Annotated in this window: 13 protein-coding genes; 8 read left to right on the plus strand and 5 right to left on the minus strand. The window is 45.8% G+C overall.

Annotation, left to right across the window (positions count from 1 at the left end):
- Positions 1-13: 13 nt before the first annotated feature.
- Together ACVBIL_RS11915 and metJ are read right to left on the minus strand one after the other, a co-directional pair.
- Entirely contained in the window at positions 14-745 is a 732-nt protein-coding gene (locus ACVBIL_RS11915; protein ID WP_447167190.1) for a sulfite exporter TauE/SafE family protein, read from the minus strand.
- A 202-nt stretch (positions 746-947) separates the two neighbouring features.
- Positions 948-1,262 (minus strand): met regulon transcriptional regulator MetJ, encoded by a 315-nt coding sequence (gene metJ, locus ACVBIL_RS11920; protein ID WP_012153825.1) that lies wholly within the window; start codon positions 1,260-1,262, stop codon positions 948-950.
- A gap of 209 nt (positions 1,263-1,471) precedes the next feature.
- Between metJ and metB the strand changes: the two genes are divergently transcribed.
- The 8 genes from metB (at position 1,472) to ACVBIL_RS11960 (ending at position 9,825) form a co-directional block, all read left to right on the plus strand.
- Positions 1,472-2,632: a cystathionine gamma-synthase gene (metB, locus tag ACVBIL_RS11925; RefSeq protein WP_447167191.1), complete on the plus strand. Its 1,161-nt coding sequence runs from the start codon at positions 1,472-1,474 to the stop codon at positions 2,630-2,632.
- Between the two features lie 15 nt (positions 2,633-2,647).
- Entirely contained in the window at positions 2,648-5,041 is a 2,394-nt protein-coding gene (locus ACVBIL_RS11930) for a bifunctional aspartate kinase/homoserine dehydrogenase II (protein ID WP_447167192.1), read from the plus strand.
- 223 nt (positions 5,042-5,264) lie between these two features.
- Positions 5,265-6,155, plus strand: coding sequence for a methylenetetrahydrofolate reductase (gene metF / locus ACVBIL_RS11935; RefSeq protein ID WP_447167193.1), 891 nt, complete (start codon positions 5,265-5,267; stop codon positions 6,153-6,155).
- Positions 6,156-6,370: 215 nt separating this feature from the next.
- Positions 6,371-6,964, plus strand: a complete 594-nt coding sequence (locus ACVBIL_RS11940) for a c-type cytochrome (RefSeq protein ID WP_447167194.1) — start codon at positions 6,371-6,373, stop codon at positions 6,962-6,964.
- 9 nt (positions 6,965-6,973) lie between these two features.
- A complete protein-coding gene (locus ACVBIL_RS11945; protein WP_447167195.1) occupies positions 6,974-8,026 on the plus strand; it encodes a c-type cytochrome in 1,053 nt (350 codons plus the stop codon).
- Positions 8,027-8,106: 80 nt separating this feature from the next.
- Positions 8,107-8,475, plus strand: coding sequence for a GFA family protein (locus ACVBIL_RS11950; RefSeq protein WP_447167196.1), 369 nt, complete (start codon positions 8,107-8,109; stop codon positions 8,473-8,475).
- 19 nt (positions 8,476-8,494) lie between these two features.
- Positions 8,495-8,758 carry a cysteine-rich CWC family protein gene (locus ACVBIL_RS11955; protein WP_447167197.1) on the plus strand — a complete coding sequence of 88 codons (264 nt, stop codon included), beginning with the start codon at positions 8,495-8,497 and terminating at the stop codon, positions 8,756-8,758.
- A gap of 68 nt (positions 8,759-8,826) precedes the next feature.
- Positions 8,827-9,825: a DMT family transporter gene (locus ACVBIL_RS11960; RefSeq protein WP_447167198.1), complete on the plus strand. Its 999-nt coding sequence runs from the start codon at positions 8,827-8,829 to the stop codon at positions 9,823-9,825.
- A 145-nt stretch (positions 9,826-9,970) separates the two neighbouring features.
- On the opposite strand, the gene ACVBIL_RS11965 is transcribed toward ACVBIL_RS11960, so the two are convergent.
- The 3 genes from ACVBIL_RS11965 to ACVBIL_RS11975 all read right to left on the minus strand — a co-directional run bounded on the left by ACVBIL_RS11965 (position 9,971) and on the right by ACVBIL_RS11975 (position 13,411).
- Entirely contained in the window at positions 9,971-11,842 is a 1,872-nt protein-coding gene (locus ACVBIL_RS11965; RefSeq protein ID WP_447167199.1) for a DEAD/DEAH box helicase, read from the minus strand.
- A gap of 226 nt (positions 11,843-12,068) precedes the next feature.
- Positions 12,069-13,028 carry a M28 family peptidase gene (locus tag ACVBIL_RS11970; RefSeq protein ID WP_447167200.1) on the minus strand — a complete coding sequence of 320 codons (960 nt, stop codon included), beginning with the start codon at positions 13,026-13,028 and terminating at the stop codon, positions 12,069-12,071.
- 68 nt (positions 13,029-13,096) lie between these two features.
- The gene (locus ACVBIL_RS11975; protein ID WP_447167201.1) at positions 13,097-13,411 is read right to left on the minus strand and encodes a hypothetical protein; all 315 of its coding nucleotides are present in this window, start codon (positions 13,409-13,411) and stop codon (positions 13,097-13,099) included.
- Positions 13,412-13,413 lie beyond the last annotated feature (2 nt).

The following is a 13,413-nucleotide window of genomic DNA, read 5'->3' on the forward strand; positions in this document are numbered from 1 at the left end:
CTCTTCTCGTTGATTAGCCCATCAATTCGATAGTCGACTTAACGGTTAAAATCAGTGCACTAACCGCACATAAAGCCAGAGTGAACGCTCTGGTTTTTTGTTTGTCGACTCTGCCAACCAATCGCCCCGCCACGATATATCCCAAAATCACAGAAGGTAGCAGCATTAAAGAGATATAAAAGTGCTGAACAGTTAATAGGCCCGCAAAAGCTAATATGATTAGGGCTATCATAGAGCTGAAGATAAAGAAGGCCGATAAGGCGGCGCGAAATTGGCCTGCATCTTTACCGGAAAGCAAGATGGCAAGAGGCGGCCCACCAATTGAGGCTATGTTGCCAAAAATACCGGATAAAATGCCTGCGATAAATAAGCTAAATCGATTCACTGGAATACTAAACTTCATCAAGCTTAAACCAACCGCTAATGCCACAATCGCGGCTATCGCCAGACCTAAAATCGGTTGCGGAGCAATGAGTATTAAGGTCACCCCGAGTATGCCGCCAGGAATACGGCCTAACAGTGCGTACTGCAGGCCGTTGAACTCAAGTTGGCCGCGCTCTCTAAATAGGGTAAGCAATGCAATAGAGAACCCCATCATGATGACGGGGGCGGGCACGAGGCTTGGGTCGACAATATAGAGTAAGGGGCTAGCAACCACTGCTAGGCCAAAGCCGATAAGACTTTGGGTTAGTGCGCCACAAAAGATAATCAGTGAGGCGAGTACAAGCGTAGCGGGTTCGATCATCAGTTTATCCAGCCGCTAAGGGCTAATATATGCGAGCTAGTCTGAGATGATGCCGTGAATCGACTCACAGCGACAAGTTTAAATAGCCAATACGTTTATAAGAAGTGACAGTGAAAATCACCAATTGTTTGGGCCTAAAAACAGATAAGGACTGCTAAGCAGTCCTTATCTGGAGATCATATTTGTCGATAATCAATGAAGATTATTCAAGTTCTTCCCACTCAATACCCATCTCATCCATCAAACGTTTAACCTCAGCAGGCATGCTGTCAGGTTTATCTTTAGTCAGATCGGCATCGTTTGGCAGTGGCTGACCTGTGTATGCATGCAAGAATGCTTCGCACAACAGTTCACTATTTGTGGCGTGACGCAAGTTATTCACTTGGCGGCGTGTGCGTTCATCGGTAAGTACTTTAAGTACTTTCAAAGGAATGGACACAGTAATTTTTTTCACTTGTTCATTCTTTTTGCCGTGTTCAGCATATGGGCTGATATAATCGCCATTCCACTCAGTCATTGACTCACCTGTTATTTCAAAATTCGGGGCAGATTTTAACCCTTTAAATTGTGCAGTCAAATTATTGCCTCTTATTTATGACAATTGCAAATAGATTTCTATATGCATGGACGTCTAAACGGCTAAAAAGGTTGACGAAGGCGGAGTGCTTAGGTACATTTAGACGTCCAGACATCTCTAATAAGAAAATACGTAAAAAGGAGTAGTACATGACCGAGCGTAAACTAGCCACTGTGGCAGTACGTCAAGGCATTGAGTCCGATAGCCAGCATGGCGCTGTTGTGCCGCCGATTTACCTATCAACTAACTACTCTTTTGATGGTCATAAAAATCCAAGAGATTTTGATTATAGCCGCTCGGGTAACCCTACCCGCTCAATTCTTGGTGATGCTCTTGCTGAACTAGAAAAAGGGGCTACAGGTGTGATCACTTGTACTGGGATGGCGGCCATCACGCTAGCGACCAGCTTATTGGGACCGGATGATTTACTCGTAGTTCCACATGACTGCTATGGTGGCAGTTATCGTTTGTTTACTAATCTGGCTAAGAAAGGTCAGTTTAAGCTGTTAGTGGTCGATCAAACTGACTCTCAGGCACTACATCAAGCGATAGCGCAGAAACCTAAGATGGTATGGTTAGAAACACCGTCGAACCCGTTGCTGCGTGTCGTTGATATTGAGTCTATTTGTGCTGCGAGTCATGAGGTTGGCGCGCTAGTTGCGGTTGATAACACCTTCTTATCGCCTATTTTGCAGCAGCCGTTATTACTTGGCGCCGATATCGTGATCCATTCGACAACCAAATATATCAATGGCCACAGTGATGTGGTGGGCGGCGCCGTCGTGGCAAAAGATCCTGAAATCGGTGAATTGCTGCATTGGTGGTCAAATACATTAGGGCTAACGGGGTCAGCATTTGATAGTTATCTCACTTTGCGTGGAATTCGTACACTTGCAGTACGAATTCGTGAACATCAGGCGAATGCACAACGAATTCTTGATATTCTAGTCAATCATCACGCTGTGTCGAAGATCTATTATCCAGGGCTTAAAGATCACCCCGGACATGAAATCGCGGCTAAACAGCAAAAAGGTTTTGGCGCTATGTTGAGCTTTGAGCTTGAAGGTGGCGAGCCACAATTGGTGGCATTTTTAAAAAATCTTAATTATTTTTCAGTTGCAGAAAGTCTTGGCGGCGTAGAAAGTTTGGTGGCTGTTCCAGCAACCATGACGCATCGAGCGATGGAGCCGGAGGCTCGCGCTGAAGCTGGCGTAAAAGATACGCTGATCCGTCTTTCTGTTGGTATCGAAGATGCTGACGATCTTGTTGCCGATATTGAAGCTGCGCTTAATGCTGCAGCCGCTTGTTAATTAAAGGGGTATACGATGGCACGCTGTCACTTACATAAATTTGGTGGCTCAAGTCTTGCGGATGCAGACTGTTACCGTCGCGTTGCTCATATTCTGCTGACGCATGGCCATAGCGACGATTTAGTTGTGGTGTCGGCAGCCGGTAAAAGCACTAACTTCTTGTACAAGTTACTCGAGTTAAGTGGCACTAAACAGTTGTGGCAAGAAGAGCTACAGACACTGATTAGCTTCCAGCAAAATTTGATTGAGCAGTTGCTCTCAAACGAGCAGGCACGCTCTTTAAGAGAGCGTTTATCGACCGATAAGTCGCAACTTATAAGTCTATTATCGATAGAGTCGATTAATGACTATCAAAGCAACCAAGTCGTAAGCTTTGGTGAGCGCTGGTCTGCGCGTCTATTAGCCGCGCTACTACGAGAGTCTGGTGTAGCGGCATCTGATGTCGATGCTCGTACCTTACTGATTGCTGACGAGGCTGCAGTGCCACAAATTCGAGTGCAAGAGTCTCGTGAGCGTGTGCATCTGATAACCGAATCGCACCCAAATGAACGCCTAATTATTACGGGTTTTATCTGCGCCAATGAGCGTGGCGAAACCTTATTGTTAGGGCGTAATGGTTCTGACTTTAGCGCCACCTTGATTGCTAGCTTGGCTGATATTGAGCGTGTCACGATTTGGACAGACGTTGAAGGGGTATTTAACGCCGATCCGAATAAGATCAACGATGCAAAGTTGCTGAGTAGTCTGTCACTTGCTGAGGCAAACCGTTTAGCCCATTTAGGCTCACCGGTACTGCATAACCGTACTTTACAGCCGCTATTTGATACCCAAGTGAGTCTGGCTGTGCGTTCAAGTTACGCCTCCCATACTGACTTCACCTTGATTGCACCTAAGAGTTCGTCGGCAAGTGCACCAGTGGTGACCAATCTTAATAGTGTGGCATTGTTTAATCTTGAGCTTAGGAGTGATTTTAAGCAGTTTATCGCGCTGCTTGAAGAAACGGGGTTGAGCCCGCTTGCACATTGGGAGCTTGGGCAAAATCGGGTTGAATTAACGGTTACGCTAGAAAACCAGAAACAAGTGTTAGCTCTGCTTGATGCAAACCGTGAAGCCTTAGGTGTGAGTGATATTAAGATCACCGAAGACTTAGGCCTAGTTGCGTTAGTGAGCGCCGATGCGACCCTTTACCGCCGCGGATTTGCCCGGTTATTGAGCCGTAACGCGAGACCGCTATTTAACGATGGCATGAGTCTCGTGACACTCGTGCCGCAAGGGCAAGTTAACCTGCTAACGCAAAAGGTACATCGTCGCTGCGCTGGTCCACGTAAGCGCATTGGTGTGCTATTGCTGGGCGTGGGCAATATTGGTGAAGCTTGGATCGATCTGTTTACTAATGCTCAGGCGGCACTTAACAAAGAGCTAGAAGCCAGTGTTGAGCTTGTTGGTTTAGTGAGCTCACGCAAGGCGTTAATTCGCGATGAAGGTATTGAGCTCGATACTTGGAAGCCATTTTTTGAAGAGCATGCAAGGCCTTGGGAATATAGTCATCTATTTGATGAGGTGCATGAGCTTGAGTGTGATGAGGTTATTGCGCTAGATATTAGCGCCAGTGCCGATTTAACCCTGCAATATCCAGAGTTTTTCGCACGTGGTATTCATGTCGTTAGTGCCAATAAACTTGCCGGTTCTGCTCCATTACCTTTTTACCGTGAGCTTAAGCAGCAACTGGATAACCGTCGTCTGTTTTGGCGCTATAACGCAAGTTGTGGTGCAGGCTTACCAGTACAGCATGCCTTAAACGACCTGCATAATAGCGGCGACAGCATAGAAGCGGTCGGCGGCATTTTCTCTGGCACACTTTGTTGGTTATTTGAAAACTTTGATGCCAAGAAGCCTTTCTCTGAACTGGTTATTGAAGCGAGAGGTTTGGGGATCACCGAGCCTGATCCAAGAGACGATCTATCCGGCCGCGATATGCAGCGTAAGCTACTCATTTTGGCTCGCGAGATTGGCTTTGAGATTGAACTTGAAGATATCGAGCTTAAGTCTTTAGTCCCTGCCCATTTAGCTGAGCTGCCTTTAGAGCTATTTTTATCGCGGATCGGCGAGTTAGATGAAGATATGCAGCAACAGTTTGAGGCTGCAGCAGAGCAAGATAAAGTACTGAGATACGTTGCCTCTTTGGATAACGTCGGTGGTAAGTTAAAGGCTGAGGTGAGTTTGCAATGGGTTGATAACAGTCATCCTTACGCTAACCTAACGCCAGGTGATAATGTGTTTGTGATCCGCAGCGAGTTCTATCAAGACAACCCATTAATTATCCGTGGGCCAGGAGCCGGTCGCTTAGTCACTGCCGCTGCCGTGCAGTCGGACCTAGCGCATATTTGCAGAGATTTGCTGCAAGAATAATGTTCACATTTTTGCTGTTATAAAGGACTCGTTTGAGTCCTTTTTTATTTTCAGCTCTAAACCATCTTGTTCAAAAGGCGGATTTTTTACTGTCTCAAGAAAAAAACTCACTTGCCTGCTTTTTGCGCTTGACTTCACTCTCAGTTTCTCTAGTATATGGACATATAGACGTCCAAACGTCTGTTTCGGATTGCAATCTAATGCTGAAGTTGAGGAAGTAGAAATGGGTTTTCATCACGCACAACATGCAACATCATTAAACCAGAGCCTATCTGAGCTAAATGGTGACATTAACGTTTCTTTTGAATTTTTCCCGCCTTCAACTCCAGAGATGGAAAAGTTACTTTGGAACTCCATTCGCCGTTTAGAGCCACTAAATCCTAAGTTTGTCTCGGTGACTTATGGCGCTAACTCCGGTGTCCGCGATAGAACTCACGGCGTGATTGAGCGTATTCAAAAAGAAACTGACTTACTGGCCGCGCCGCATTTAACCTTGGTTGATGCGAGCGATGAAGAGTTAAAAGAGTTGGCTAAGCATTACTGGAACAGTGGTATACGCGACATTGTAGCCCTTCGCGGTGACTTGCCTGATGGCAGCCCTAAGCCAACTCGCTTCGCTAATGATTTGGTGCGCCTGCTACGCTCGGTCGCAGATTTTGATATTTCAGTCGCTGCGTACCCTGAAGTGCACCCAGATGCGAGTAATGCTCAATCCGACCTTATTCACTTGAAAAAGAAGATCGATGCCGGTGCTAACCGCGCGATTACTCAATTCTTCTTCGATGTAGAGTCATATTTACGTTTTCGTGATCGCTGCGCAGCGGCGGGTATCGATGCTGAAATCGTACCAGGCATATTACCTGTGACTAACTTTAATCAGACTAAGCGTTTTGCCGCGATGACCAATGTCTCTATTCCTAGCTGGCTGCACCGCCAGTTTGAAGGTCTAGAAGATGATGCTACAACCCGTCAGATGGTGGGGGCTAACGTGGCGATTGATATGGTTAAAGTCTTATCTCGTGAAGGCGTAAAAGATTTCCACTTCTATACATTAAACCGTGCCGAACTCACCTACGCAATTTGCCACACGTTAGGGGTTCGTCCGGGTCAGTAATTTGTTCCTGCTAGTTGAATGATTAAATAAAAGTAGCTTTGATCAATCAGTGCATTTAAACCAACAGTCTAGGAATAGGCTGTTGGTTTTTTTTGTTGCAAATACTTTTTATGGCAACGCAAGTCAAAAAAATGTTTAACGACTACTTTTTCTTATTTATCTTGAGCTTAATAAACGAAGGCACTATGGTTAATCTTTTAGGGGGAGCAGTGACAATGAAACGTGGATTAATTACGATGGCCTTGCTGATAGCGAGCACATCATCTTATGCAGCAATGCCGCCGTCAGCGGCGTTATGTGGTAGTTGCCATGGGCCTCAAGGGCAAGGCGTTGAGCCACTAGGTCCTAGGTTAGCCGGTCTTTCAGCAGACTATATTGTGAACCAAATAGTACTGTTTCAATCTGGTAAAAGACAAAATGCCACCATGGCGCCGATGGCGATGACAGTTCAAGGCCCAGCGATTAAAGAGGTTGCCGATTACTTTGCCGCGCAAGATGTTCCTGTAGTGACTCCGCACATTAGAGGGGAGATAGTGAGTTATACGGACCCTACCGAGAGGCTCGTTTACCAAGGGGATTGGAGTCGTACTATTCCAGCTTGCGTGACTTGTCATGGCCCATCAGGTCTAGGCATTGCTGAGTTTCCACGTTTGGCAGGTCAACAGGCTTCTTACCTTAAAAGTCAGCTGTTAGCTTGGCAAAACGGTACGCGCAGTGGCGATCCGGATAAGGTGATGGGCACCGTTGCGGATAAGCTCACCGCTGCCGAAATTGATGCATTAGCACAATATTTTGCCACATTGAAATAGGAGCAAACCATGAAAATAGCTCAATTAAGTTTGCTTTTACTCACCTTTAATTTTGCCGCTCAAGCTGAGACTTTACCCGACAAGCAAGCAGAGCTTGGTGCCATTGCGAAGAAGGATGGCCAGCAATACTTGGTTCCGCGTCCTTTGACGAGTATTCCTGAGGGAGCATTTGGCGACAAAGTTCGCCGAGGCTATCAGCTTTTTGTTAACTCACAACAGATGCGCGGCCAATATGTAGGTAATGAGCTTAACTGCTCAAACTGTCATATGGATGCGGGTCGTAAAGCGAACGCCGCTCCCATATGGGCAGCTTACTTTGCCTATCCTGCCTATCGTAAGAAAAACGACAAAGTGAATACCTATCAAGATCGTCTCCAAGGCTGCTTTACTTATTCTATGAATGGTAAGCCGCCAGCTTCGGGTAGCGAAGACTTAGTTGCTTTATCGGCCTATTCTTATTGGTTGGGGATGGGCGGCTTAATGGACATGGCGGGCCTTTCTGCAAAGGTACCGGAGTTAAGTGATGCGGATCTATTAAAGGGTGGCAAGCGCGAGGATTTTCCATTCCCAGCGGCGGTCAAAAATGCGATGACGCTTGAGCAGCGCGCTAATTTACCTGGCAGAGCCTATCCGAAAATTCCTGCACCAGAGCAAGCTTACTCGCCAGAGCGGGGTAAAGCGGTTTATGAGGCCCACTGTCAGTCTTGCCACAATGTTGATGGTCAAGGCTATGAGACTGCTGGAGTGTATTCTCTACCTCCAATATGGGGGCCACAGAGCTTTAATTGGGGGGCAGGCATGCATAGGGTGAACACTGCAGCCTACTTCATCTATGAGAATATGCCGTTTGGTAAGAGCATTCAGCTCTCCAATCAACAAGCTTGGGATGTAGCGGCCTATATTAACGCTCATGAGCGGCCTCAAGACCCGCGCTTTAAGGATGATATTAGCAAGCTGCAACAAGAGTATCATAACCACCAAGGTTATTATGGCCAACATGTTGAGGGGCAGGCCGTAATGGGTAGTAAGGCTTATAAGAATAACCCTAAAAAAGGCGAGTAATAATTCGATAGAGATAGGTTTAGCATTGCGAGGTCCGATATAAGGACCCGCTTTGTTTTTTAGCAAAGAGAGGGAGCTTAATGCAATATACCTATACCGCGAGTTGCCATTGTGGCGAAGTCGAGCTAGGACTGAGTTTACCTCATGGGCTTGTAGACTTGCGTCGTTGTGATTGCTCTATGTGTCGTAGAAGGGGGGCTGTGGTCACGTCAGTATCACTCGATGGTATAACGATTATTAAGGGAGCAGATAAATTATCCCTTTACCAGTTTAATACGTTAACTGCGAAGCATTATTTCTGCCAGGTCTGTGGGATCTATACTCATCACCAGCGACGCTCAAACCCTAAGCAATTTGGCGTGAACGTGGCTTGTATTGAGGGGGTTAACCCCTATAATCTTGGGGATATCCCGGTAATGGATGGGATTAACCATCCTGCAGACCGTTAACAATTGTGAGTTCAACTGAATGAGTCATCAAGTAACACTCAATAACGATAATCGCTGCCCTCTATGCCAGGGACTTAATCATTGTGCTGCGCAATCTGGTGCCGGTATCGCGCAATGTTGGTGCAGTAAACAAGAGTTTCCAGACAAGAACTTATTAGCGAATATTTTAGAGGCTGATGAACTAGCAAATTTGGACGGAACTAATTGTATTTGTAAGTCTTGTTTGCTGAAGCTTAAAGAGCTTCAGAGCAAAGCTGATAATCTCTATAAGAGAATTGATTAGCTCACTAGACCAAGCGTTATCAATCAGGCAATATCCCGATCTTGTTATTTCTTCAATGGCCATATCTCATGGATCCGCTTACTCAGCGCTCAGAGTTTAAACTCGGTTTTATCTTTATTTCAGTCGCAGTACTTTTTTGGGGCATTTTACCGATAGCATTAAAACTATCGGGTCAATTTATTGATGCCGTTACCTTAACCTGGTTCCGTTTCTTAGTCGCTCTAGTAGTGAGTTTTGCTATTCAGTACTTTAGCGGTAGCATCAAACAGTTTAAGGGACTCGATAAACAGTCTTGGCTAAAATTGATTTTGGCTGGTGTTTTGTTAATTTTCAACTACGTATCTTTTGTCTACTCGCTTAAGTATTTGGCGCCAGGTTCTGCTCAGCTTAACTTTCAAACAGCTCCATTCTTTCTGGCTTTTGGTGGGGTGTTATTTTTTAAAGAGCGATTAAATGCGCTACAACTGAGTTGTTTTGCGACCTTAGGTTTAGGCATGCTGATGTTCTTCCATCCCTATTTAGGCTTTTCAAACTCTGGTTTGTCAGGAGCTGGTTTGTCAGGAGCTGGACCATCAGAGGTATGGAAAGGGGTGTTGATAGTTCAGTTTTCAGTACTGTCTTGGGCCAGCTACGCTTTGATTCAAAAGTCGATGATTAAGCGCTTATCACCCAATAATATTCTGCTATTTATCTACTTTTTTGGCATTTTTGCCATGGCACCTTTTAGTGATTTAAGTCAGTTTGAAACCATGAACTCAAGTGAATGGGCGATTGCCATCTTCTGTGCCATTAACACTTTGATCGCTTATGGTTGTTTTGGCCAGTCAATGAAGTATTGGCCTACAGGGCAGGTGAGCGCCATGTTGGCATTGACTCCTGTGATCAGCTTAGGCTTAACTGCAGTGGTGATGAGTTTAGGTTGGTGGAGTGATTTGATAAAGGGGGCATTTATTGATCCACTCTCGTTTACTGGAATCGTGTTGATTGTGGCGTCTGTCATCGCTGTACAGTTGTCGCCGATTTGGCAAAAGCGTAGGGAATTGAAGCAGGTTAGCGTTGTTGCTTAAGCTCAAAAGTAAAACCTAAAAGGGAAGTTGCTATCGTTTTATTGAGTTAACTAAGCAGGTGAATTAAAAATTGAAAACAAAAAAGGAGCCATTAGGCTCCTTTTTTAATATCTTGCTTGAAACGATTTGTTCCAAACATTAAGACTTATTCAGCGTCTTTTGGACCTTTACGGTGCGGCTTTCTGTCACCAGAAGGACGACGGTCGCTACGTTCACCGCTACGCTCGCCACTTGGACTGCGTGGACGACGTGGTGGACGGCTGTCGCCACCAGAAGTGTTTGCAAACGTTTCGCCAGCAGCTTCACGGATGTTTAGTGGACGGCCACATACACGCACTTTCTTAAGGTGCTGTAGTACTTCTTTTGGCATGCCATCTGGCAAGTCAATTGCAGTCACTTGATCGAACAATTGGATTTGACCAATGTAACGGCTGTCGATGTTTGCTTCGTTAGCTACGGCGCCAACGATATTACCCACACCAACACCATTGTCACGACCTACATCGATGATGTAACGGCACATCTTAACATCTGGATTGTCCTTCAATGAATCCGCTGCACCTAGGTTAGAAGGTGTTGGGCGAGACTCACGACGTGGACGGTCGCTACGTTCACGTGGGCCGCGGTCATTACGATCATTGCGGTCATTACGATCACGAGAGTTACGATCATCACGAGTATCACGTTGACGCTCGTTCATAGAGCTCAACTGTAGTGGACGATCTTTCTGAACTTGTTGTAACAGAGCGGCAGCAAGAACATCAGTATCAACTTCTAGCTGTTGACAAAGTTGAGCTACAGCGCCTTTCATAAAGTCTAAAGAATCTTGAGCAATAATTTCAGCGATTTGCTCACCTAGACGAGAAAGGCGACGTTCGGTCACTGTTTCTGGGCTTGGGATATCCATTGGAGCGATACGGCTGTTAGTCGCACGTTCGATAGTGCGTAGCATACGCATTTCTCTGTGTGTAACAAACAGAATCGCCATACCAGTACGGCCAGCACGGCCTGTACGGCCAATACGGTGAACGTAAGCTTCAGTATCGTGTGGGATATCGTAGTTAACTACGTGTCCGATACGCTCAACGTCAAGACCACGTGCCGCAACGTCAGTTGCGATAATGATATCAAGTTGGCCACGCTTAAGCTGGTCAACAGCACGCTCACGTGCTTGCTGGTTCATGTCACCATGTAGTGGTGATGAAGCATAGCCACGGGCTTCTAACTTCTCAGCAAGTTCAACACAGCTATTACGAGTACGAACGAAGATGATAATACCTTCAGTCTTCTCTACTTCTAGAACACGTACTAGTGCTTCTAGCTTGTTGTGTTGTGAAACTTGTACAAAACGCTGTTCAATCGTATCAACAGTGGTCGATGTCGCCGCAATTTTAACGTGTACAGGTTCAGCCAAATACTTGTTCGCAACTCGCTTAATCTGCTCAGGCATAGTTGCTGAGAAAAGTGCAAGTTGGCGAGATTTTGGCGTGTGCTCAAGGATCCATTCGATATCATCGATGAAACCCATTTTTAGCATTTCATCGGCTTCGTCTAGCACCATAGCTTTCAATGTATCAAGCTTCAGTGTGCCACGACGCATATGGTCCATTACACGGCCAGGAGTACCGACAATGATTTGTGGGCCACGACGCAGAGCCGTTAGCTGCTGCTGCATGCTTTGTCCGCCGTAAATTGGCAGAACATGTAGACCTTTCATGAACTTAGCGTAGCTAACGAAAGCTTCTGCAACCTGAACCGCAAGTTCACGAGTCGGTGCTAGCACAAGAATTTGTGGTGCATTTGTATTTGGGTCGATGCTATTTAGTAGAGGCAGTGCGAATGCACCTGTTTTACCTGTACCCGTTTGCGCCTGACCTAGAATATCTTTACCAGCCATGAGAGGGTCGATACTCGCGGCTTGAATAGGTGTTGGTTTTTCATAACCGAGCTCATCAAGAGCACGCAACAAAGGCTCGGCAAGACCGAGTTCGCGGAAAGTTTTTTCATTGGATGACATGGGTTGTAGCCTTGTGGTATAGCGGAGCACATAATTTGTGCTTATTTTAATAGACAGAAAATCAACCCCGTGTCGACTTCCCGCACCAAAACGTATCAATAAGCCGACTAGTATAGCAGCGTATAATTGGTAATACCAATTAATCCTGCGATTTAATGCGTTTTCATAGCAAATAGTAGGCCAGATAACTGATGATCATGTGTAAATAGTGACCACTTGTCGAATTTTAATGGCGAGATGTTAACAATGAAGCCTCTATTTTTAATAATTGGTAAGCGGATTCGCTGACTGCTGCAACAAATTGAATATTTATTTTATCGGCGGTATCGGATGTCTGATGATAGTCCCTGTGCCTGGGAACGCCAAAGTAGAGCCAAGGAATGCCGGCTTTATGCAGAGGGTAATGATCGGAGGCTTTTAAGAAGTTGGTGGTAATGACTGAACCATCGAAGGCTCTTGGCTGCCGAGTGCGGATGCACATCTGGTTGTATTGTGTAATGCTGCTGTGCATTTTAGAGAATGATTCGAAGCGTCTCGTGCCTTCTATATAGATAGCGCTGTGTCTATCAGGTCGGCCTATCATATCGAGATTGATTGCCAATTCAATCTGTTCAATTTGTGGAGAGGAGCTAGCTCGCTTTAATGAATCGACTAAGGCATAGCCTCCGTAAAGCCCAGGTTCTTCTGCATCGGTTGCCACAAACAGTAGGTTCACTGCACTGCCTTGGTTTTTTGCCTGTTGTGCCAGCTGCAGTAAGCCCGCGACACCAGAGGCATTGTCATCGGCGCCAGGGTGATAGCGATTAGCATTGCCGCCTAAGTGATCGTAATGAGCAATAATGATGCGCCATTGCTTGCTGCCATTATTGCTAGCAATAGCTCCGATTAAATTGATACCCACTTTATTGCTAAATGAACGGCGGTAGCTAAATGGATGTTGATACCGGCCTTGCCAAGGGCTAAGGCCTATTTGCTCGAAGCGCTGTAGAAGAAAGCTTCTGCTTAATGCCGCACCTTCTGATCCCGTTTTCCGGCCAGACATAGCGACGCTGGTAAGGGTGTTGAGGTCGGTAGAGATAGTGACAGGATCTGCCCAACTAATTAATGGGGCTTTATTGCAGCTTGGCTGGTTAGCACAAGAGGTAAGCACTAATGAAATTATTATTGATAACAGTAAGCGCTGCATCCATTTTCCCTTAGATATTAACCCTATTTTAATATATTGAGGTTAGCGTCTAAGGGGGGATTTAGCGACTAGATTTTACTCACTTCGATGGCGTTGTTATTGATTTCTACAAGCTCGATAGCTTTTACTTTGTAAACGGGTACCTGAGAAAATAAACGATGTTTTGCGCCGACTTTAATCAGGGACTGCTCTTTTAGGTTACCCACAGGCACACGAGCAACGCTGCCGTCCGGCAGTGCAATGGTACTGGATTCTTGACCACTACTGATTACTCGCGCCTTATGCAAAGTGCAGTTACCAAATAGGGGGTCAACAACAGCGGTAAGCAGTAGGCCAAGTGTAAACACCAGGCCCAAGCTTAAGAGAGAGAGTCTAAAATGCATTA

The sequence above is a fragment of the Shewanella sp. 125m-7 genome, assembly GCF_052977045.1.